At 75.4% G+C, this 24,240-nt stretch carries 5 protein-coding genes; 4 read left to right on the forward strand and 1 reads right to left on the reverse strand.

Features of this window, described 5'->3' with window-relative positions:
* Positions 1-21: 21 nt before the first annotated feature.
* From AB0D32_RS20630 to AB0D32_RS20640, 3 genes are all read left to right on the forward strand, one after another.
* Positions 22-14,892, forward strand: coding sequence for an SDR family NAD(P)-dependent oxidoreductase (locus tag AB0D32_RS20630; RefSeq protein WP_357092302.1), 14,871 nt, complete (start codon positions 22-24; stop codon positions 14,890-14,892).
* Positions 14,893-14,971: 79 nt separating this feature from the next.
* Entirely contained in the window at positions 14,972-16,564 is a 1,593-nt protein-coding gene (locus AB0D32_RS20635) for a bifunctional 3-(3-hydroxy-phenyl)propionate/3-hydroxycinnamic acid hydroxylase (RefSeq protein ID WP_357092305.1), read from the forward strand.
* Between the two features lie 31 nt (positions 16,565-16,595).
* A complete protein-coding gene (locus AB0D32_RS20640; RefSeq protein ID WP_357092308.1) occupies positions 16,596-17,483 on the forward strand; it encodes a methyltransferase domain-containing protein in 888 nt (295 codons plus the stop codon).
* Between the two features lie 69 nt (positions 17,484-17,552).
* On the opposite strand, the gene AB0D32_RS20645 is transcribed toward AB0D32_RS20640, so the two are convergent.
* The gene (locus AB0D32_RS20645) at positions 17,553-18,314 is read right to left on the reverse strand and encodes an alpha/beta fold hydrolase (RefSeq protein WP_357092310.1); all 762 of its coding nucleotides are present in this window, start codon (positions 18,312-18,314) and stop codon (positions 17,553-17,555) included.
* Positions 18,315-18,601: 287 nt separating this feature from the next.
* Between AB0D32_RS20645 and AB0D32_RS20650 the strand changes: the two genes are divergently transcribed.
* Positions 18,602-24,208, forward strand: a complete 5,607-nt coding sequence (locus AB0D32_RS20650) for a type I polyketide synthase (RefSeq protein ID WP_357092313.1) — start codon at positions 18,602-18,604, stop codon at positions 24,206-24,208.
* The last annotated feature ends 32 nt before the right edge of the window (positions 24,209-24,240 follow it).

Raw genomic sequence — 24,240 nt, forward strand, 5'->3', positions numbered from 1 at the left:
CCGACGGACGGATGTGGTGACATGCTTCGGAGCGACCTGATCCAGCCGTTGTCCGATCTGATCGAGGCGCACGCCGCCAGGTTGGGGAACAAGGTCGCGTTCCGCGACGACCGCCGGGCGGTCGGATACGCCGACCTGGCGACGCGGACCCGCCGACTGGCCGGTCACCTGGCGGCGTCGGGAGTCGGGCGGGGCGACCGGGTGGCCTTCTGCCTCGGCAACCGGGTGGAGACGGTGGAGACCTGGCTGGCCGTCACGCGGGCCGCCGCGGTCGGCGTGCCGGTGAACCCGCACACCACGGACGCGGAACTGGCCCACCTGCTGGACGACTCCGGCGCGGTGCTGGTGGTCACCGACCAGCGGCACCTCGACCAGTTGCTGCGGCTGCGCGCCGACCGGCCGGCCCTGCGGGTCGTGGCCACCGGGGACGGCCCGTTGCCCGACGGCGTCACCGCGTGGCGTGACCTGGTCGACACCGATCCGGCAGTGGCCGCCCGTGACGACCTGGGCCTCGACGAGGTCGCCTGGATGCTCTACACCTCCGGCACCACCGGCCGGCCCAAGGGCGTGCTCTCCACCCAGCGCACCTGCCTCTGGTCCGTCGCCGCCTGCTACGTACCGATTCCCGGGCTCACCGCCGCCGACCGGGTGGTCTGGCCGCTGCCGTTGTTCCACAGCCTCTCCCACATCGGGTGCGTGCTCAGCGTGACCGCGGTCGGCGCCACGGCCCGGCTCATCGACGGCTTCTCCGCCGACGACGTGCTGCGGGCGGTCGACGAGGACGAGGCCACCGTGCTGGCCGGTGTGCCGGCCATGTACCACCACCTGGTCACCGCCGCCCGGGAGACCGGCTTCCGCGCCCCCGCACTGCGGGTCTGCCTGGTCGGCGGGGCGATCACCACCGGCGCGCTGCGCCGGGCGTTCGAGGAGGTCTTCGACGCGCCGCTGCTCGACGCGTACGGCAGCACGGAGACCTGCGGCTCGATCGCCGTCACCCGGCCGGACCAGCCCCGGGTCGAGGGCTCCTGCGGGCTCGCGGTGCCCGGCGTCGAGGTGCGCCTGGTCAGCCCGCAGAGTGGCCTGGACGTGCCGACCGGCGCCGAGGGCGAGGTCTGGGTCCGCGGGCCGAGCGTCATGCTCGGCTATCACGGACTGCCGGAGGTCACCGCCGCCGCGCTGCGCGACGGCTGGTACCGCACCGGCGACCTGGCACGCCGTGACGCCGAGGGCAACATCTTCGTCACCGGGCGGCACCGGGAACTGATCATCCGGGGCGGCGAGAAGATCCATCCGGCCGAGGTCGAGGAGGCGCTGCGCGCGGTGCCCGGCGTCGCCGACGTGGCGGTGACCGGCCGGCCGCACGACGTGCTCGGCGAGGTGCCGGTGGCATTCGTGGTGCCCGGGCCGGAGGGCTTCGACCCCCGGGCCGGGTACGCGGCCTGCCGGGAGAAGCTCTCGTACCACAAGGTTCCGGAAGAGCTGTACGAGATCGGGCAGGTGCCCCGCACCGCCTCCGGCAAGGTCACCCGCCGGCTCCTGCTCGGCCGGCCGGCCCGACTGCGGGCGGTCAACGGCAGCCACCACGAGGCGCTGAGCCTGTTCGCCTGGCACCCGCTGGATCTGACCTCCGTACCGCCGGCCGGGGCGCCCGTCCCGACGGCGGCCCAGGTCGCCGTCGCCCCGACCCGCCGCTGGGCGGTCGTCGGGCGCGGGAGCGAGGCGCTGCTCACGGCGCTGCGCGGGGCGTCGACGGCGGACCGGTTCGGGTCCCACCGCGACCTGGCCGCCCTGCACCACGCCCCGGACGTGCCCGACGTGACCGTGCTGCTGGTCGAGCCGGCCGACGCCGGGGTGGACCTCGCCGACCGGCTGCGCGGCTGGCTCGACGACGACCGGTTCGCCGGCACCCGGCTGGTGCTGCTGACCGGCACGCCCGGCGACGCCGCCGCGCCCGACGCGGCCGGTGAGCGGTCCGGGCCCGATGCGGCGGCCGGCGCGGTCCAGGCCATCGGACGCTGCCTACAGGCCGCGTACCCGGACCGGATCGTGCTGGTCGACCGCGACGCCGACCCGGGTTCGACCGCCCTGCTGCCCGCCGTGCTGGACGCCGGCGCCGCGCAGGTCGCGCTCCGCGCCGGAACCGCCCTGCACGCGGTCCTCGCACCCGCCCCCGCCGCCATGCCGGCGCGGCCGGCCACGGTGGTCGACCCGGCCCGGCCGGTCCTGGTCACCGGCGCCGACGGGCCGACCGGCGAGGCGCTGGCGCGGCACCTCGTCGCGGCGCACGGCGCCCGCCGGCTGCGGCTGCTCCACACCGGCACCACGGCCGGGACCGTCCTGTCGGCACTGGTCGCCGAGCTCACCGCCGCGGGGGCCGAGGCCGCCGCGCTGCCCGCCCACCAGGCGGGTGACGAGCCGCTCGGCGGGGTCTTCCTCTGCCCGACCGCGCACGACCTGGCCGACGACGAGGCCGTCGTCCGGCTGCTCGGCCTCGCCGCCTCGCTGGACGCCGGGACCCGGAACCCGGCCGCCGCGTTCACCGTCCTCGCCCCGTCCGCCCTGCTGCTGGGCGCCGCCGGCCAGGAACGGGCCGCCTCGGCCGTCGGCGCCCTGCACGCCCTGGCCGCCTGCCGCCGCGCCGCCGGTCTCCCGGCCCGGCTCGTCGGCACGGCCACCGCGCCCACGGCGCACCTCGCCCCGCCGACCGCGCACGCCGACCTCACCGCGCCCACCACGCGCGCCGACCTCGCCGCGTTCGACGTGGCCCACGACGGCGACGACCTGGTCCTGCTCGCCCGTCCGGCAGGCCACGCAGACGCCGCACACCCCGCCTGGCGTACGCCCGTCACGGCGGCCCGGGACGCCGAGGACGACCGGGACGCCGCCGAGTTGCGCCGCCGGCTGGCCGGGCTGACCACCGGCGAGGGCGACCGCCTCCTGCTCGACCTGGTCCGCGCCGCGACCGCCGAGGTGGCCGGCCTGCCCGGGCCGGCTGCGGTCCGCCCGGACCGGGCCTTCAAGGAACTCGGCTTCACCTCGGTCAGCGCCGTCGCCCTGCGCGACCGGCTGGCCCGGGCCACCGGCGTTCGGCTCTCCGCCACGGCCGCGTTCGACCGGCCCAGCCCCGACGCTCTCGCCCGGCACCTCGCCGCCCGGCTGCGCGGCGTCAACCCGGAGGCCGGTTCCGTGCCGGACGGACCGGCCCCGACGTCCACGGTGGACGATCCGGTGGTCGTCGTCGCCATGGCCTGCCGGCTCCCCGGCGGGGTCGGCTCCCCCGAGGAACTGTGGGACCTGGTCGACGAGGGACGGGAGGGGCTCACGGAGTTCCCCACCGACCGGGGCTGGGACCTCGCCCACCTGTTCTCCGACGACGCCGACCGGCCCGGCACCTCGTACGTCAGGACGGGCGGCTTCCTGACCGACGCCGCGGACTTCGACGCCACCCTGTTCGCGATCAGCCCGCGCGAGGCGCTGGCCATGGACCCGCAGCAGCGGCTGCTGCTGGAGACGTCCTGGGAGCTGTTCGAGCGGGCCGGCATCGACCCCACCTCGCTGCGCGGCAGCGCCACCGGCGTCTTCACCGGCGTCATGCACCACGACTACGCCGCGAACCTGCGCCAGGCGCCGCCCGGCACCGAGGGCTACCTCGGCGTCGGCACCGCCGGCAGTGTCGTCTCCGGCCGGGTCGCGTACGCGCTGGGGCTGGAGGGACCGGCGGTCACGGTCGACACGGCGTGCTCGTCGTCGCTGGTGGCGCTGCACCTGGCGGCCCAGGCGCTGCGCGCCGGTGACTGCTCCCTCGCCGTGGCCGGTGGCGTGGCGGTGATGGGCACCCCGCAGGCGTTCGTGGAGTTCAGCCGGCAGCGCGGGCTCGCCCCGGACGGCCGGTGCAAGGCGTTCGCCGAGGGCGCCGACGGCACCGGCTGGTCCGAGGGCGTCGCCGTGCTGCTGCTGGAACGGCTCTCCGACGCCCGCCGGCGGGGCCATTCCGTCCTCGCCGTGCTGCGCGGCTCCGCCGTGAACTCCGACGGCGCGTCAAACGGGCTCACCGCCCCCAGCGGGCCCGCCCAGGAGCGGGTCATCCGCCGGGCGCTGGCCGCCGCCGGCCTCCGTACCGCCGACGTGGACGTCGTCGAGGCGCACGGCACGGGCACCCGGCTGGGCGACCCGATCGAGGCGCAGGCGCTGCTCGCCACGTACGGGACGGGACGTGGCGACGCCGAGCCGCTGCGGCTGGGTTCGCTGAAGTCCAACCTCGGCCACACCCAGGCAGCCGCCGGCGCCGCCGGGGTGATCAAGATGGTGCTCGCGATGCGGCACGGCGTGCTGCCCCGCACCCTGCACGTGGACGCCCCGACGTCGGAGGTGGACTGGTCGGCCGGGGCGGTCGAGGTGCTCGCCGAGGCCCGCCCGTGGCCCGAGGTGGGCAGGCCCCGCCGGGCCGGCATCTCGTCGTTCGGCATCAGCGGCACCAACGCCCACGTCATCGTCGAGGCGCCCCCCGCCGACCCGCCGTCCGGATCGCCGGACGCGGACCGGCGGTCACCAGCCGGAACCGCCGACCCGCAGCCGTCGCCCCAGGTGGCCCGCGACACCCGGCGACCCGTGCCGTGGCTGCTCGCCGCGGCCTCCGGCGAGGCGCTGCGCGACCAGGCGGCCCGCCTGCTGACCTGGCTCGACGGCCCCGGGGCGGACGCCGACCCGGCCGACGTCGGGCACGCGCTCGCCACCACCCGCGCCAGCCTCGAGCACCGGGCCGTGGTGCTGGCCGGCGACCCGGCCGCCACCCGCACGGGCCTGACCGCGCTGACCCGGGGCGAGCCGGACCCGGACGTCGCGAACGTGTTCTCCGGCCGGGTCGCCGACGGCCGGCTCGGCCTGATCTTCGGCGGGCAGGGCGGCCAGCGCGCCGGCATGGGCCGCGAACTGCACGCGGCGTACCCCGTCTTCGCCGACGCCTTCGACGCCGCCTGCGCGGAACTCGACCGTTGCCTCGCCGGCCACACCCCGTACCCCGTCGCGGACGTCGTCTTCGCCGCCGAGGGCAGCGCACCGGCCGACCTGCTCGACCAGACCCTGTACACCCAGCCGGGACTGTTCGCCTTCGAGGTCGCCCTGTACCGCCTGCTCGAGTCGTGGGGGGTACGCCCCGACGCGGTGCTCGGCCACTCCGTCGGCGAGCTGGCCGCCGCGCACGTGGCCGGGGTGTTCCCCCTCGCCGACGCGGCGGCACTCGTCGCCGCCCGGGCCCGGCTGATGCAGCAGCTTCCCGCCGGGGGCGCGATGGTCGCCGTCGAGGCCGACGAGGCCGAGGTCGCCGCGCAGCTGACCGACCGGGTGGGCCTCGCCGCCGTCAACGGCCCGACCAGCGTCGTCGTCTCCGGCGACACCGACGCCGTGCTGGCACTCGCGGCCACCCTGCGCGCCGCCGGCCGGCGCACCAGCCGGCTCCGGGTGTCGCACGCGTTCCACTCGCCGCGCATGGAGCCGATGCTCGACGAGTTCCGCGCGGTGGCGGCCGGGCTCACGTACCGCACCCCGCACCTGCCGGTGGTGTCCAACCTGACCGGTCACCCCGTCGACCCGGCCCGGCTCTGCTCACCCGACTACTGGGTGGCGCACGTGCGGGGCACGGTGCGCTTCCACGACGGCGTACGGGCCCTGCACGGACAGGGCGTCACCACGTTCCTGGAGGTCGGCCCGGCCGGCGTACTCACCGCGATGGCCCAGGACTGCCTCGTGGCCGAGGCGGACGAGCTGGCCTTCGTCCCCGCCCTGCGGGGCGTCACCGACGAGCAGGAGGCCCTGCTCGCCGCCGTGGCGCGGCTGCACGTGCGGGGCGTCGCCGTGGACCGCGCCGCCCTCGCCGGTCCCGGCCCGCACCGTCGCGTCCACCTGCCCACGTACGCCTTCCAGCGCCGGCACTACTGGCTGCCCGCTCCGGCCGTCGCCGGCGGCCCGGTCGGCGTCGGCCTGGCGGACGCCGGGCACCCGCTGCTCGGCGGGGTGCTGCCGGTCGCCGGCACCGGTCAGGTGGTCTGCACCGGTCAGGTCTCCGGGGCCACCCAGCCGTGGCTGGCCGCCCCGGGGGACGGCACGCCCGCGCTGCTGCCCGCCACCGCCCTGCTGGACATGCTCACCCACCTCGGCGAACGGATCGGCACCCCGACCGTGGAACGGCTGGACGTTCCCGAGCCCGTGCCGCTGCCCGCCGAACCGACCCTCCAGGTGCAGGTCGGCGTATCCGCGCCGGACGAGCACCAGCGCCGGGTGGCGCACTGCCACGTCCGGGCCGGTGACGGGCAGCCCTGGCGGCAGGTCGCCGAGGCCGTGCTCGGCCCTATCGACCCGGGGAGCGGACGGGGCGCCCTCGCCCCGACCTGGCCGCCCGTCGGGGCCCGGCCGGTGGACCTGACCACCCCTGAGCACCGGGCGATGGCCGGGGAACTGGCCCGGGCCGCGTGGCTCTCCGCCGACCGGCTCTTCGTCGACGTACGCCTGCCCGAGGACGCCAGGGACCCGGACGCCGAGCGGTACGGCGTACACCCGCTGGTGCTGGAGGCGGCCCTGCGCCTGCTTCCGCTCGCCGACTTCGCGCCCGGCGGCCAAGCCGGCGCCGCGCCCACCACCCGCCTGGTGCCCACCGAGTGGGCGGGGGTGCGCCTGCACGCCACCGGTGCGCACGCGCTGCGCGTCTGCCTGGCCCCCGCCGGGGCGGACGCCGTGACGCTGAGCGCCGTCGACGACGCCGGCGCGCCCGTGCTCGACGTGGACCGGGTGGTGCTGCGGTCCCGGGAACTGCCGCCCGCCGCCGCACCGGCGCCCACGACCGCGCCCACCGGCCTGTACGCCGTCGACTGGCTGCCCGCGGCCTTCCCGGCGACCCCGGCGCCCTCCTGGACGCTCGCCGACGAGACACCCCCCGCCGGGCCGCTGCCGCCGCTGCTGGTGCTGCGGGTCGGTGACGGCGAACCGGGCCGCCCGGTGCCCGACCGGGCGCACGCCGTCGGCCTCGCCGTCCTCGGCGTGCTCCAGAGCTGGCTGGGCGATCCCCGCGCCGAGACCACCCGACTGGCCCTCGCCGTCCGCGACGGTGACCCGGTGCACGCCCCGGTGGCCGGGCTGGTCCGGGTCGCCCAGGCCGAGCATCCCGACCGGTTCCTGCTGCTCAGCCTCGACGCCACCGACGACGCGACCGTCCGGTCGGCGCTGGCCGTCGCCCCGGACGAGCCTCAGGTGGCGGTCCGCGACGGCCGTGTCCTGCTGCCTCGGCTACGACCGGTCGACCATCCTCCGGCCGCCACGCCGGTCCCGGCGCTGGCCGGCGGCACCGTGCTCGTCACCGGCGGCACGGGCGGGGTCGGCCGGCACGTCGCCACCCACCTCGCCACCGTGCACGGCGTCGCCGAGCTGGTCCTGGTCAGCCGCACCGGCCGGGCCGGCGACTGGACGGCCGCGTTGACCGACGCCGGCGTCACGGTCCGGGTGGTCGCGGCCGACGTCGCCGACCGGGCGGCGCTCGCCGACGTCGTCGCCCCGCTGGCCGACCGGCTGGTCGCCGTGGTGCACGCCGCCGGGGTCACCGACGACGCGCTGCTCACCGACCTGGACCCGGAGCGCTGGGCGCGGGCCCTGCGGTCCAAGGTGGACGGCGCGTGGCACCTGCACGAGCTCACCGCCGGTCTCGACCTGGCCGCGTTCGTGCTCTTCTCCTCGGCCGCCGCCACCTTCGGCAGCCCCGGCCAGGGCAACTACGCGGCCGGCAACGCGTTCCTCGACGCGCTGGCCGCGCACCGCCGCGCCCACGGCCTGCCCGCGACCGCCCTGGCCTGGGGGCTGTGGTCCGCGGAGGACGGGATGGCCGGCCGGCTCACCCCGGCGGACCTGGCCCGGCTCGCCCGGGGCGGCACCCGCCCCCTGGACACGGCTGCCGGTCTGGCGCTGTTCGACGCCGCCCTGCACGTCGACCGGCCCGCGCTGGTGCCGATCGGGCTCGACCTGGCGGCCGTCCGCAGCTCCGGCGAGGTGCCCGCCCTGCTGCGGGCCCTGCTGCCCCCGCCGCCCCGCCGGGCCGTCAACGCCGACTCCGCGCCCGCCTCCGCCAAGGGCTTCGCCGACCGGCTGGCCGAACTGGCCGAGCCCGAGCGGGCCACCCTGCTGCTGGACCTGGTGCGCACCCGGTGCGCCACCGTGGTCGGGCACGCCGGCCCCGACCAGGTCGAGCCGCGCCGCCCGTTCAAGGAGCTCGGCTTCGACTCGCTGATGGCGGTGGAACTGAGCAACCGGCTCACCGCCGTCACCGGCGTCCGCCTCGCCCCGCACGCCGTGTTCAACCACCCCACCCCGGAGCTGCTCGCCGCGCACCTGCACGCCCGGCTGCTCGGCACCGCCGCCACCGAGGTCACCGACGCGACCACCGTCGCCCTGGACGAGCCGGTCGCCATCGTGGCGATGGCCTGCCGGTTCCCCGGCGGCATCGGCTCCCCCGAGGAGCTGTGGCGGCTGCTCGACGCGGGCGGGGACGTCATCGGCGACCTGCCCGCCGACCGGGGCTGGCCGCTGGCGGACCTGTACGACCCGACGCCCGGCACGCCCGGCCGGACGTACGTGCGGGCCGGCGGATTCCTCACCGGGATCGCCGACTTCGACGCCACGTTCTTCGGTATCAGCCCCCGCGAGGCGCTCGCGATGGACCCGCAGCACCGGCTGCTGCTGGAATCCTCCTGGGAGGCGCTGGAACGGGGCGGCATCGACCCGGTGACCCTGCGCGGCAGCAGGACCGGTGTCTTCGCCGGCACCCACGGCCAGGACTACGCCGACCGGATCGCCCCCGGTGTCGTCTCCGACGACGGTGAGGTCACCGCCGACGAGGGACACCTGCTCACCGGCACGGCCGGCAGCGTTCTCTCCGGCCGGGTCGCGTACGCGCTCGGGCTGGAGGGGCCGGCGGTCACCGTGGACACCGCCTGCTCGGCGTCTCTGGTGGCGCTGCACCTGGCCGTCCAGGCGCTGCGGCAGGGCGACTGCGACCTGGCCCTGGCCGGCGGCGTGTCGGTGATGTCCACCCCGGCCGGGCTGACCGGGTTCAGCCGCCAACGCGGTCTCGCCGCCGACGGGCGGTGCAAGGCGTTCGCCGAGGGCGCCGACGGCTTCGGCATGTCCGAGGGCGTCGGGGTGCTGGTGGTGGAACGCCTCTCCGACGCCCGCCGCCGGGGTCATCCGGTCCTCGCCGTGGTCCGTGGCTCGGCGGTCAACCAGGACGGCGCGTCCAACGGACTGACGGCCCCGAACGGGCCCTCCCAGGAACGGGTCATCCGGGCCGCGCTGGGCGCCGCCGGGCTGACCGCCGCCGAGGTGGACGTCGTGGAGGCGCACGGCACGGGCACGTCACTCGGCGACCCCATCGAGGCGGAGGCGATCCTCGCCACCTACGGGCAGCGCCCGGCGGACGCCCTGCCGGTGCTGCTCGGCTCCGTCAAGTCCAACCTCGGGCACACCCAGGCCGCGGCCGGTGTGGCCGGGGTGCTGAAGATGGTCCTCGCCATGCGGCACGGCCGGCTGCCCCGCACCCTGCACGCCGAGCGCCGCAGCTCGCGTGTCGACTGGGAGTCGGGATCGCTGGAACTGCTGACCGAGGCCCGCCCGTGGCCCCCGGCGGACCGGCCGGCGCGGGCCGGCGTCTCGTCGTTCGGCATCAGCGGCACCAACGCCCACGTGATCGTCGAGGCCGTCCCCGAGCCGGCACCGGCCCCGGAGCCGCCCGTCGGGTCGGCCCGGCAGGCGGGTGCCGGGACGACGCCGGAGACCGTCGACGGGACGGCCCGCGCGCTGCCGTGGCTGTTGTCCGCGCGTACCCCGGAGGCGCTGGTCGGGCAGGCCCGCCGACTGCGGGAACACCTCGCCGAGCGGCCCGACCAGCGGCCCCTCGACGTGGCCTGGTCCCTGGCCACCAGCCGGAGCACCTTCGACTCCCGGGCCGTGCTGGTCGGCGCGTCCCCGGACCGGATCGCCGCCGCCCTCGACGCGCTCGCCGAGGGCCGCCCCGACCCGGGCGTGGTACGCGGCGACGCGGGGCTCGCCGGCCGGTGCGTCTTCGTCTTCCCCGGGCAGGGCTCGCAGTGGCTCGGCATGGGACTGGACCTGCTCGACGAGGCCCCGGTGTTCGCCGAGCGGATGGCGGCCTGCGACGCGGCGCTGCGCCCGTACCTGAGCTGGTCGCTGCTGGACGTGCTGCGCCGGGTGCCCGGCGCGCCCGGTCTCGACGACGTCGACGTGGTGCAGCCCGCCCTGTTCGCGATGATGGTGTCGCTCGCCGAACTGTGGCGCTCGTACGGCGTCCAGCCGGCCGCCGTGGTCGGCCACTCGCAGGGCGAGATCGCCGCCGCCTGCGTCGCCGGGGTGCTCTCCCTGCCCGACGCCGCCCGGGTGGTGGCGCTGCGTAGCCGGGCGCTACGGGCCCTGGCCGGGCACGGGGCGATGGCCTCCGTCGCGCTTCCCGCCGACACGGTCCGCGAGCGGATCTCCCGGTTCGGCGACCGGATCGCGGTGGCCGCCGTGAACGGCCCGGCCGCCGTGGTGGTCTCCGGCGAGCCGGAGGCGGTGGAGGAACTCCTCGCCGAACTGGCCGGCGAGCAGGCCCGGGTGCGGCGGATCGCCGTCGACTACGCCTCCCACTCCGCACAGGTGGAACGCATCCGCGACGAACTGGCCGAGGTGCTGGCGGGCATCGCCCCCGGCCCGGCGGCCGTGCCGCTGTTCTCCACCACCGACCTGCGCTGGCTCGACGGCGAGGAGATGGGCCCGGACTACTGGTACCGCAACCTGCGGCAGCCGGTCGAACTGGAGCGGGCGATCCGGTCGTTGGCCGCACAGGGCCACGACACCTACGTCGAGTGCAGCCCGCACCCGGTGCTCACCGTGGGCATCGAGGAGAGCCTCGCCGACCACGACGGCGAGACCGTGGTGGTCGGCTCGGTGCAGCGGGACCAGGGCGACCGGGAACGGTTCCTGCTCTCGCTGGCCCAGCTGCACGTGGGCGGCGTACCGGTGGACTGGCGGCCCGCGCTGGCCGGCGGCCGGCGGGTCGACCTGCCCACGTACGCGTTCGACCACCGCCGCTACTGGCCCCGGCCGGTCTCCGGCCCCGGCGACGTCGGCGCCGCCGGCCTGGACGCCTCCGGGCATCCGCTGCTCGGCGCGTCGGTCGCGTTGGCCGAGACGCGGGGACACCTGTTCACCGGGCGGCTGTCGACCGACGCGCAGCCGTGGCTGGCCGACCACCGGGTCACCGACAGCGTGCTGGTGCCCGGCACCGGCCTGGTGGAGCTCTGCCTACGCGTCGGGGACGAGATCGGCCACCCGGTCCTCGACGAGCTGGTCATCGAGGCCCCGCTGACCCTGCCCGCGGGGGGCGCGACCCAGGTGCAGGTGGCGGTGGGCGCGGCCGGCGACGACGGACGCCGCCCGGTGACCGTGCACTCCCGGCCCGCCGACGGCCCGGCCGGAGGCCCGTGGACCCGGCATGCCAGCGCCACCCTCTCCGCCGACCAGCCCGCCGCGCCGGCACAGCTCACCACGTGGCCGCCGCGTGACGCCCGCCCCGTCGACCTGACCGGCTTCTACGCCGGACTGGACGCCGACGGCTACGCGTACGGGCCGGCGTTCCAGGGACTGCGCGCCGTGTGGACCAGCGGCGACGAGGTCTACGCCGAGGTGGAGCTGCCGGCGGCCCAGCGGGTCGACGCCGATCGCTACGGCCTGCACCCGGCCCTGTTCGACGCGGCCCTGCACGCCGCGCACTTCGGCGGCCTGGCCGAGGCCGGGGCCGGCCGGCTGCTGCTGCCGTTCGCCTGGAACGGTGTCACCCTGCACGCCACCGGAGCGACCGCGCTGCGGGTCCGGCTCACCCAGGTCGGGCCGCACGCCATCGCGTTGACCGCCGCCGACCCGACCGGCGCCCCGGTCGCCGACGTGACCGCCCTGACGATGCGGCCGATCTCCGCCGCGGAGCTGGCGGTCACCGACGACCGGGCCACCCGGGACGCCCTGTTCCGGATCGACTGGACGCCGCTGCCGCCGGTCGACGGGGTCGCCCCGGTCGCCGCCGTGGCGATCGCCCCCGGCCTGGACGGGTTCCCGCTCCACCCCGGGCTGGACGGCCTCGCCGACGCCGTCGACGCGGGACTGGGCCTGCCCGGGGCGGTGATCGTGCCGCTCGACGCGGAAGCCGCGCAGCCCGTCCCGCGCGCCGCCCGCCTCGCCGCCGTCCGGGCCCTCGACCTGATCAAACGCTGGCTCACCGAGCCCCGCTGGGCGGCGTCACGGCTGGTGCTGGTGACCCGGGGTGCGGTGGCCGTGCACGGCGCCGGCGAGGTGACCGACCCGGCCGCCGCGGCGGCGTGGGGGCTGGTCCGCTCCGCCCAGTCGGAGAACCCGGACCAGGTGGTCGTCGTCGACGTCGACGGGGCCGGGATCAGCCCCGACCAGGTCGCCGCCCTGCTGGCGGCGGCCGAGCCGCAGGCGGCGATCCGGGGCGGCGCAACGTACGTGCCGCGGTTGGCGCGGGCCGGTTCGACGGGCGAACTCGCCGCACCGCCCGCCGCCGCGTGGCGGCTGGACGCGCCGGTGCGGGGCAGCCTGGAGAACCTCACCCTGAGCCCGACCGACGCCGCCGACACCGTCCTGGGACCCCGCGACGTCCGGGTACGCGTCCGCGCCGCCGGCCTGAACTTCCGCGACGTGCTCAACGCGCTCGGCCTCTACCCGGGCGACGCGGGGCCGCTCGGCGGCGAGGGAGCCGGCGAGGTCTTGGAGGTGGGCGCCGAGGTGAGCGACCTGCGCCCCGGCGACCGGGTGTTCGGGGTCTTCGTGGGCTGCTTCGGGCCCGTCGCGGTCACCGACCGCCGGCTGCTGGCCCCGATGCCGGCCGGCTGGTCCTTCGTCGACGCCGCGTCCGTGCCGGTGGTCTTCCTGACCGCCTATCACGGCCTGGTCAACCTGGCCGGGCTCACCCGGGGCGAGTCGGTGCTGGTGCACGCGGCAGCCGGCGGCGTCGGCATGGCCGCCGTGCAACTCGCCAGGCACCTCGGCGCCGAGGTGTACGCCACCGCCAGCCCCGCCAAGTGGGACGCCCTGCGGGCGATGGGCCTCGACGACGACCGGCTGGCCTCGTCCCGGACCCTCGACTTCGAGACCCGGTTCTCCGCCGGCACCGGCGGCCGTGGCGTCGACGTCGTGCTGGACTCGCTGGCCCGCGAGTTCGTCGACGCCTCGCTGCGGCTGCTGCCGCGCGGCGGACGGTTCATCGAGATGGGCAAGACGGACATCCGCGATGCTGACCGGGTCGCCGCCGACCACCCGGGGGTGGCCTACACCGCCTTCGACCTGACCCTGGAGGACCCCGACGAGGTGCAGCGCATGCTCGTCGTGCTGCTGGAACTCTTCGAGCGGGGCGCGCTCACCCCGCTGCCCACCCAGGTGTGGGACGTCCGCCAGGCGCCGGAGGCGTTCCGGCACGTCAGCCAGGCCCGGCACGTCGGCAAGGTGGTGCTCACCATGCCCCGGGCGTGGGACCCCGACGGCACCGTGCTGCTGACCGGCGGGACCGGGACCCTGGGCCAGCTCGTCGCCCGGCGACTGGTCGAGACCCACGGCGTACGGCGGCTGCTGCTGGTCAGCCGGCGCGGCGAGCGGGCCCCCGGCGCGGCCGAGGCGGTCGCCGAGCTGCGGTCCCTGGGCGCCGAGGCCACGGTGGTGGCGGCCGACGTGGCCGACCCCGACGGCCTGGCCGGGGTGCTGGACGCCGTGCCGGCGCGGCACCCGCTGACCGCGGTCGTGCACCTCGCCGGGGTGCTCGACGACGGGGTGGTCACCACCATGACCGCGCAGCGCGTCGACACGGTGTTCGCGCCGAAGCTCGACGCCGCCTGGCACCTGCACGAGCTGACCCGTCACCTCGACCTGGCCGGGTTCGTGCTGTTCTCCTCCGGCGCGGGCGTCTTCGGCGTGCCCGGCCAGGCGAACTACGCGGCGGCCAACGCGTTCCTCGACGCGCTCGCGCTGGCCCGCCGCGCCGAGGGCCTGCCGGGCCGGTCGTTCGCCTGGGGGCTGTGGGAGCAGGCCAGCGAGATGACCGCCAAGCTGGACCGGTCCGATCCCCGGATCACCGCCCGGGACGGGCAACTCGCGATCCCGTCCGACCTGGGCATGGCCCTGTTCGACGCGGGCCTGCGGATGGCCGAACCGGTGCTGGTGCCGACGAGGATCGACGTCGCCGCGCTCGGCGAACGGGTCGGTCGACCCCCGGCCCTGCTGCGCGGGCTGATGCGGCGGGAACGGCCGAGCGTCCGGTCGGCCGCCCCGACCGCCGGCGGGCGTACCCTCGCCGACGAACTGGCGGCGCTGGCCGGGCCAGACCGCCACAGCCTGGTGGTCGACCTGGTACGCGAGCAGGCGGCGAGCGTGCTCGGGCACGGCAGCCGGTCGGCGGTCGCCCCCGGCCGGGCGTTCAGCCAGATCGGCTTCGACTCGTTGACCGCCGTCGAGCTGCGCAACCGGCTGACCACGGCGACCGGTCTGCGCCTGCCGGCCACGCTGATCTTCGACTATCCGGATCCGAACGCGCTGGCCGGGTTCCTGGTGTCCCAGCTCGCGCCGGACACCGGCCCGGTGGTTCCGCCGGTCGTCACGGACCTGGAGAACCTGGAACGCTCGCTGACCGAGGCCAGTGTGGAGCCGGAGCTGCACGCCCAGATCGGGTCCCGGCTGGAGGTGCTGATCGCCAAGTGGCGGACGATGCGCGCCGGATCGGGCGGCGACCCCGACCTCGACCTCGAACTGGCCAGCGACGACGACCTCTTCGACCTCATCGACTCCGAGCTCGGCCTCTGATGGCCGTCCGGCCGCCCGGGACGGCGGGAGCCGTCCCTTCGACAACGTGTCCGACCGACCCCGCGAGGAACCGATACCGATGCTGATGACCGACGTCCTGATCGTGGGCTACGGCCCGGTCGGTGAGATGCTCACGATCCTGCTGGCGCAGCGGGGTCTCACCGTCACGGCGGTCGAGCGGTGGGCCACCCCGTACAACTTCCCGCGTGCCGTGTCGTACGACGGCGAGGCGAGCCGCATCCTGGCCGCCGCCGGGGTCGCCGACCGGCTCGGTCCCGTGGTGGAGTCGTCGGGGGAGTACACCTTCAAGAACGGCTTCGGCCGGACCCTGCTGCACGTCAAGGTGACCGGCGACGGCCCGATGGGCTGGCCCGACTCGGTCTCCTTCCACCAGCCCGGCCTGGAGGCGCTGCTCGCCGAGCGGGGAGCGGAACTGCCGGGCGTCACCGTGCTGCGCCCGCACCAGGTGACCGCCCTGACCGAGCACGACGACCGGGTCGAGGTCACCATCGCCGGGCCGGACGGTGAGGAGGTCCGCGCGGCCCGCTGGGTGGTGGGGTGCGACGGGGCCAACAGCTTCGTCCGGGAGCACCTGGGCAGCGGCGTCACCGACCTCGGCTTCACGTACGACTGGCTGGTCTGCGACGTGGTGCCGCACGAGACCCGCGAGTTCAAGCCGAACAACCTCCAGGTCTGCGACCCGGCGCGGCCCCGCACCGCCGTGTCGGCCGGCCCGGGGCACCGGCGGTGGGAGTTCATGCGGGTGCCGGGGGAGAGCCGGGAGGAGTTCGAGAGCGTCGAGAGCGCCTGGCGGCTGCTCGGGCTCTTCGACATCACCCCCGCCAACGCGACCCTGGAGCGGTACGGCGTCTACACCACCCAGGCGTGCTCGGCCGACCGCTGGCGTTCCGGCCGGATCCTGATCGCCGGTGACGCGGCACACGTGATGCCGCCGTTCATGGGGCAGGGGATGAGCTCGGGCTTCCGGGACGCGCTCAACCTCGCCTGGAAACTCGACCTGGTGCACCGCGGTCTCGCCGACGAGGCACTGCTGGACACCTACCAGGACGAGCGGTGCGCGCACGTGCAGCACGCCATCCGGATGTCGATCGACTCGGGCACGGTCATCTGCGAGACCGACCGCACCGCCGCGGCCGGCCGGGACGCCGCCATGCTCGCCGAGCTGCGTCGTCGGACCACCCGGGCCCGTACGCGGTCACTGCTGGAGCCCCTGGTCGGCGGGATCCGGCACCGCCGCCCGGCCGACGCCCCCGACGCCGACCCCCTCGTTGCCGGCGCCGGCGTGCCGATGCCGCAGGGGCGGGTCGAGGTCGACGGTCGTGCCGGGCTCTTCGACGAGGTCGTCGGGACCGGCTTCGCCCTGATCTGCGCCGAGGAGCCCGACGGCCTGCTCGGCGCCGACGAGCGCGCCTTCCTGGACTCCCTCGACGCCCGGGTCGTCCGGGTGCTGCCCGCCGGTGCCCCCGCCCCCGGGCCCGGCGTCACGCTGACCGCGTTCGACCTCGACGACGTCTACCTGACCCACCTCAAGCGGTACGACGCCGTGGCGGTGCTCGTCCGGCCGGACTTCTACGTCTTCGGCACGGCGGCCGACCCGGCCGGTGTGCCCGCGCTCGTCGAGGACCTGCGTCGGCAGGTCCGGCGCGGCTGATCAACAGACCACCCACCGGAAGGAACACCTCATGTTCGACAACCTGAAGATCGCCGGCCGGGCGATCCGCACGGTCTTCACCGCCGACCCCGTCACCCGGGTCCGGCGCTTCTACGAGATCCAGTCGCCCGACGTCGAGTTCGCGGCCCGCCGCACCCACTACATGAACGTCGGCTACTGGGCCGACGGGGCGACCGACCTCGACACGGCGGCCGAGGCCTTGGCCGACAAGCTGGCCGACGCCGCTGGGCTCAAGCCCGACGACACCGTCCTCGACGTCGGCTTCGGCTACGCCGACCAGGACTTCACCTGGCTGCGCGAACGCCGGGTCGGCAAGGTGTACGGCCTGAACATCACCCCGCACCACGTCGAGGCGGCGCAGCGCCGGGCGCGCGAGGAGGGCCTCGCGGACCGGACCGACTTCCGGCTGGGCAGCGCCACCGAACTGCCCTTCGAGGACAACACCTTCGACCGGGTCGTGGCCCTGGAATCCGCCTTCCACTTCTACCCGCGCAGCGCGTTCTTCGCGGAGGCGCTGCGCGTGCTGCGCCCGGGTGGCGTGCTGGCCACTGCCGACATCATCCCGGTCAGCGCCGACGTCGTCCGGGCGGCCATCCAGTCCGGCCCGCTGAGCTTCGTCAAGTTCAGCATCCCCAAGGAGAACTGGCACGACCGGGAGACGTACGCGCAGCAGCTCGCCGAGGCCGGCTTCGACAACCCGGAGGTCGAGTCGATCAAGGACCAGACCTGGGAGGGCTGGCGGGCGTACATGGCCGACCGGACCAACGACCCGGAGTTCCAGGCCGCCGTCAAGCCCGCCGTACGCAAGAGCATGGCCTCGCACTGGAAGAACCAGGACCTGATGAAGCGCGAACTGGCGCAGCTCGACTACGTGATCGCGGTCGGCCACAAGCGGTGACACCGCGCACCGACGAGGGGCCCGCCGACCGGTCGTGACAACCGGAGGACGGGCCCCTCGCCGGTGGAGTCAGATTGCCGGCGCCGCGTTCAGGGCCGACGAGATGGCGCGCAGGACCGCCGGCTGGTGCTCGGCGAGGAAGAAGTGCCCGCCCGGGTAGACCTTCAGGTCGAACGGCCCGGTGGTGTGGGTCGACCAGGCCCGCGCCTCCTCGACCGTCGTCTTCGGGTCGGCGTCGCCGGTGAAGACGGTGATCGGGCAGCTCAGCGGCGGACCCGGCTGGTAGACGTAGGTCTCCGCGGCCCGGTAGTCACTGCGGATCGCCGGCAACGCGGCCCGCAGCATCTCCGGGTCCCCGAGGACGGCCGAGTTGGTGCCGCTCAGCTTCCGGACGTCGGCCAGCAGGCCCTCGTCGTCGAGCAGGTGCACCGTCTCGTGCCGTGACTGGGACGGCGCACGACGGCCGGACGCGAACAGGTGCGCGGCCGTACCGCCGTCCTGCTCGATCAACCGGGCGAGCTCGAAACCGACGCTGGCCCCCATGCTGTGCCCGAAGATCGCCACCGGCTCGTCCAGCCAGGGCCGCAGCACGGTGAAGACCTCCCGCGCGAGCTGGTGGATGTCGCCGACGCACTTCTCGTGGCGGCGATCCTGCCGGCCCGGGTACTGGATCGACAGCACCTCGACGCCGGGGGAGAGGCTGCGGGAGACGGGGAAGTAGAAGCTGGCCGACCCGCCGGCGTGGGGCAGGCACACCAACCGCCGGGCGCCACCCGGCGCCGGGTGGAAGCGTCGCACCCACAAGCCGTTGTCGGTATCTGGCGTGGTCATCCTTGGCGGTCCTTCCGGCGACTACGGTTCGCGACCGGATCGACTCAGACCCGGTCGAGGCGACGCTAGTGCGGCGGGTCGGCACCGGACACCCCTAGCTGGCCCGTTGCCTGGTTAGGGGTTGTCCGCGCTCACGCACACCCAATAACTTCTCCCCGCAGATGGGGATCCTCGTGGCTATCGGCCGAGCGAGCCGAACGACAGATACAGGTGTCGTCTGAGACTTCTGCGCATTCGTACCGTCGCTTACGTCGAGTCTCCGCCGTGCATCGCGATGGGCTGGGTTGATGGACACCGAAGACAAGCTCCGGGAGTACCTGAAGAGAGTCACCGCCGACCTGCGGCGGACCCGGCAACGGCTCCGTGACGTCGAAGCCGACGCACAGCAGCCGATCGCGATCGTCGGCACCGGCTGTCGGTTCCCCGGCAGGGTGCGGACCGCCGAGGAGCTGTGGGACCTCGTAGCGGCCGGTGGGGACGCCATCGCCTCGTTCCCCACCGACCGCGGTTGGGACCTGGAGACGCTCTACGACCCCGAGCGGTCCCGCCAGGGCACCTCCTCGGTCCGCGAGGGCGGCTTCGTGCCCGACGCCGCCGAGTTCGACGCCCGGCTCTTCGGGGTCTCGCCGCGCGAGGCGCTGGCGATGGACCCGCAGCAGCGGCTGCTGCTGGAGACGTCGTGGGAGGCGGTCGAGTCGGCGGGCATCGACCCCACCAGCCTGAGGGGCGCCCGGGTCGGGGTCTTCGCAGGCATGACCCACAGCGGATACGCGCATCCGCCGGAGACTCCGCCTGCGGGCGTCGAGGACTACCTGGGTCTCGGAAACGCGGGCAGCATCGCCTCCGGCCGGGTGTCGTACTCGTTCGGGTTCGAGGGGCCGGCGGTGACGGTGGACACGGCGTGTTCGTCGTCGTTGGTGGCGTTGCACCTGGCGGTGCAGGCGTTGCGGTCGGGTGAGTGTGACCTGGCGCTGGCCGGTGGCGTCACCGTGATGCCGACCCCGGCGGTCTTCGTCGACTTCACCCGGCAGGGCAACCTGTCCCCCGTGGCCCGGTGCCGGGCGTTCGCCGACGCGGCGGACGGCACGGCGCTCGCCGAGGGCGTGGGCGTGCTGTTGGTGCAGCGGTTGTCGGATGCGCGGCGGGAGGGCCGGCGGGTTCTGGCGGTGGTGCGTGGTACGGCGGTGAATCAGGATGGTGCGTCGAATGGTTTGACGGCGCCGAATGGTCCGTCGCAGCAGCGGGTGATTCGTCAGGCGTTGGCGTCGGCGGGGTTGTCTGCCGCTGATGTGGATGTGGTGGAGGCGCACGGTACGGGTACGACGTTGGGTGATCCGATCGAGGCGCAGGCGCTGCTGGCCACGTACGGGCAGGACCGGGACGACCGCGAAGCGTTGTTGCTGGGGTCGGTGAAGTCGAACATCGGTCATACGCAGGCGGCTGCGGGGGTGGCCGGCGTCATCAAGATGATCTTGGCGATGCGTGCGGGTGTGGTGCCGGCGACCCTGCATGTGGACGAGCCGTCGTCGCATGTGGACTGGGCGTCGGGTGCGGTGGAGTTGGTGACCGAGTCGCGGGTGTGGCCGGCGGTCGGGCGGGTTCGTCGGGCGGGGGTGTCGTCGTTCGGCATCTCCGGCACCAACGCGCACGTGATCCTGGAACAGCCGGAGCCGGAGACCGATCCGGACTCCGAGGCCGGGGCGGAGCCGGTGACCGCGGCGGCGGACTACGTGGCCGCGTCGAGGGCGGAGCCCGGGATCGCACCTGCCGGGTTGCCGGTGCCATGGGTGGTCTCGGGGCGCTCGGAGCGGGCCCTGACGGGTCAGGCGGCGCGGTTGGCGTCGTTCGTGCGGGGCCGGTCTGATCTTGTGGCGTCGGATGTCGCGTGGTCGTTGGTGACGACTCGGGCGGCGTTGGAGCATCGTGCGGTGGTGTGGGGCAGCTCGGTCGAGGAGCTGACGGCGGGCTTGTCGGCGGTCGCCGAGGGCCGGTTGTCGGGTGTGGTGTCGGCGGGGCGTCGAGCGGTGTTGTTCACGGGTCAGGGTTCGCAGCGTGCTGGTATGGGCCGGGAGCTGTATGGGGTGTTCCCGGCGTTCGCGGAATGCTTCGACGAGGTGTGTGGGCGGTTCGACGGCTTGCTGCCCAAGCCGTTGCGGGACGTGATCTTCGCGGCTGAGGGTTCGGCTGACGCGGAGCTGCTGGACCAGACCGTGTTCGCGCAGGCGGGGCTGTTCGCGGTCGAGGTGGCGTTGTGGGAACTGTTGTCGTCGTGGGGCGTGCGGGCTGATTTCCTTGCCGGGCATTCGGTTGGTGAGGTGACGGCGGCGTACGTCGCGGGAATGCTGTCGCTGGCGGACGCGTGCGTGTTGGTGGCGGCGCGCGGTCGGCTGATGCAGGCGCTGCCGGCCGGTGGGGTGATGGCCGCGATCGGCGCGCCGGAAGATCTTGTCGTCGAGGTCATCGCGGCGTCGGGTGCGGCGGTGGACGTGGCGGCGGTGAACGGTCCGGCGTCGGTGGTGGTGTCGGGTGCGGCGGTCGAGGTCGCGGCGGTGGTGGCTGCCTCCCGTGAGCGGGGTTGGCGGACGAAGGAGCTGTCGGTCAGTCACGCGTTCCACTCGCGGTTGATGGATCCGATGTTGGACGAGTTCGCGTCGGTGGTGGCGGGGCTGGACTGGCAGCCGCCGAGGATTCCGGTCGTGTCGAACGTAACCGGTGCGGTGGCCGACGCCGCAGAGGTCACCGATCCTGCCTACTGGGTGCGGCACGTGCGGCAGCCGGTGCGGTTCGCCGACGCAATGCGGACCCTGCACCAGCAGGACGTGACACAGTTCCTGGAGGTCGGCCCGGACGCCGTACTGACCGCGATGGCACAGGACTGCGTCGAGGCGACCGGCGACGTCCGCTTCACCGCCACGCTGCGCGCCGGCCACCCCGAGCCGGGCACCCTGCTCACCGCCCTGGCCGAGCGGTACGTCAGCGGCGGCCACGTCGACTGGGCCGGCTACCTCGCCGGCACCGGGGCCCAGCCCCGCACGGTCGAGCTGCCCACGTACGCCTTCGACCACCAGCGCTACTGGCTCAACGCCACGACCACCGACGGGGTGGGGGCGCCCGGGCTCGGCGTACGCGCCGTCGACCACGCACTGCTCGGCGCCGCCGTGCAGGTGGCCGGTGACGACGTACGGATCTTCGGCACCGAGCTTTCCGCCCGTACCCACCCGTGGCTGACCGAACACGTCGTCTGGGACTCGGTGGTGGTGCCGGGCGCCGCCCTGGTCGAGATGGTCCTGCACACCGGCGCGCACGTCGGCTGCGACGCGCTGGACGAGCTGACCCTCCAGGCGCCGCTGGCGCTCGCCGGGCAGGGCGCCCGGGCGGTGCAGGTGAAGCTGGGTGCGGCGGACGAGGAGGGACGTCGACCGGTCACCATCCACTCCCGCGCCGCAGCCGACCAGGACGGGGAGTGGGACCGCCACGCCACCGGAGTGCTCTCTCCCACCGCGTCACGCCCCGACGGGCCTGACCTGTCCCCTTGGCCGCCCACCGCCGCCGCTCGCGTCTCGGTCGACACCGTCTACGCCGAACTGTCCCGCCTCGGCGTCGAGTACGGCCCGCTCTTCCAGGGCCTGCGCGCGGTCTGGCGTACCGATGACGAGGTGTGCGCCGAGGTGGCGGTGCCCGACGGCACCGAGGTCGGCGGCTTCGGCATCCACCCCGCCCTGCTGGACGCGGCGCTGCACGTCGTCGGCCTGCTCGACGAGGAACCGGAGGCCTCCGGCGTACGGCTCCCCTTCGCCTGGACCGGTGTCACCCTCTCGGCGGTCGGCGCGACCGCGCTGCGGGTACGCGCCCGGCGCAGCGGCGGCGGGGTCACCCTGACCCTGACCGACCCGACCGGCGCCCCCGTCGCCCGGATCGCCTCGCTGGTCTCCCGCCCGGTGACCGCCGACCAGGTACGCGGTGCCGGGCCCGCCGTCGACTCGCTGTTCGACGTCGCCTGGCAGGCCGTGCCGCTGGGCGCCCCGACGACCGCCCGCGCGGTGCTCCTCGGTGACGGCCCCTCCGACCCGGCCGACCTCGCCAGGCACGGGCTCACCGAGCTGGCCGAGGCGGTCGGCTCCGGCCGGCTCGACCCGGACCTGGTGTTGCTCCCGGCGTACGCGGACGACGAGGCCGGGCCGGTCCCCACCGCCACCCGGACCCGGCTCGCCACCGTGCTCACGGCCGTCCAGGGCTGGCTGGCCGACGATCGCCTGGCGGACCGGCGGCTGGTCGTGCTGACCCGGGGGGCCGTCCCCGGCGGCGACACCGGCCGGGTGACCGACCTGCCCGGTTCGGCGGTCTGGGGTCTGCTCCGGTCGGCCCAGGCGGAGCACCCCGACCGGTTCGTGCTCGTGGATCTCGACGCGGCCCGGCGACCGGAGTCAGCCGGCACGGCCGACCTGGTGGCCCGCGCGGTCGCCACCGGCGAACCCCAGCTCGCGATCCGGGGCGACCGGGTGCTGGCCCCCCGGCTCACGCCCGCCGTCCTCGACCCGGCGCTGGGCGCCGAACTCGACCCCGACGGGACGGTCCTGGTCACCGGCGCGACCGGTGCCCTCGGCGGCCTGCTGGCCCGGCACCTGGTCGCCGCGCACAAGGTGCGCCACCTGCTGCTGGTCAGCCGCCGGGGGCCGGACGCCCCCGGCGCGGCGGAGCTGCTGACCGAGCTGACCGCGCTGGGCGCGCAGGCCCGGCTGGTGGCCGGCGACGTGGCGGACCGGGACTCCCTCGCGGCACTGCTGACCGCCGTCCCCGCCGAGCACCCGCTCACCGGCGTGGTCCACGCCGCCGGCGTTCTCGACGACGCGGTGATCTCGGCGCTGACCCCCGAGCGGGTGTCCGCCGTGTTGTCCGCCAAGGCCGACGCCGCCTGGCACCTGCACGAGCTGACCCGAGGCCGCAACCTGTCGATGTTCGTGCTCTTCTCGTCGGTCGCCGGCATCCTCGGCGGCCCCGGCCAGGGCAACTACGCCGCCGCCAACGCGTTCCTCGACGGCCTCGCCCACCACCGGCACGCCTCGGGGCTCGCCGCCACCGCCCTGTCCTGGGGGCTCTGGGCCGAGGACAGCGGGATGACCGGTGGCCTCGACGCCGCCCAGCGGCAACGGATGAGCCGTAACGGCCTCGACCCGCTCGACACCGGCCAGGCACTCGACCTGTTCAGCGCCAGCCTGCGTGGTGGCCGTGCCCACCTGGTGCCCGCGCTGCTCGACACCGCCGCGCTGCGCCGCCAGTCCGACACCGGCCAGCTCCCGGCGCCGCTGCGTGGCCTGGTCCGGGCCCGGCGGCGGGTGGTCGATGGCGGCGGCGACAGCGGTCCGTCGTTCGCGCAACGGCTGGCCGGCACCCCGGAGGCCGAGCACGGCCGGCTGGTGGAGGACCTGGTCAAGGCGCAGGTCATCGAGGTGCTCGGCTACCCGCCGTCCACCGTCATCCCGTCCGGACAGACGTTCACCGGCCTCGGGTTCGACTCGCTGACCGCGGTGGAGCTGCGCAACCGGCTGACCGCCGTCACCGGGATCCGGCTGCCCGCGAGCCTGATCTTCGACTGTCCCACGCCTGCCGCGCTGGCCGACTTCCTGCTGGCCGACGTCGCGCCGCCCGCGCCCGTGTCGGGCCTGCTGACCGAGCTGGACCGACTGGAAGCCGCGTTCGCCGCGACCGGACCGGACGAGATGGAACGGCTCGCCGCCGACGACGAGACCCGTACGGCCGTGGCGGTCCGCCTCCGGGCGCTGGTCACCAGGTGGAGCGACGCCACCGACCGCCCGGCCGACGTCAGCCAGGCCATCGACGATGCCTCGGACGACGAGCTGTTCGACTTCATCGACCAGAAGTTCGGCCGATCCTGACCACGAGTCCGCCGCTTGCCCCTTAGCGACAG

This window comes from Micromonospora sp. NPDC048170 (assembly GCF_040652795.1).
Taxonomy (GTDB): domain Bacteria; phylum Actinomycetota; class Actinomycetes; order Mycobacteriales; family Micromonosporaceae; genus Micromonospora.

Bases quoted from the DNA above. Each gene is read 5' to 3' on its own strand.
- AB0D32_RS20650 (WP_357092313.1), top strand. From the start codon at position 18,602: ATGGACACCGAAGACAAGCTCCGGGAGTACCTGAAGAGAGTCACCGCC.
- AB0D32_RS20645 (WP_357092310.1), bottom strand. From the start codon at position 18,314: ATGACCACGCCAGATACCGACAACGGCTTGTGGGTGCGACGCTTCCAC.
- AB0D32_RS20630 (WP_357092302.1), top strand. From the start codon at position 22: ATGCTTCGGAGCGACCTGATCCAGCCGTTGTCCGATCTGATCGAGGCG.
- AB0D32_RS20640 (WP_357092308.1), top strand. From the start codon at position 16,596: ATGTTCGACAACCTGAAGATCGCCGGCCGGGCGATCCGCACGGTCTTC.
- AB0D32_RS20635 (WP_357092305.1), top strand. From the start codon at position 14,972: ATGCTGATGACCGACGTCCTGATCGTGGGCTACGGCCCGGTCGGTGAG.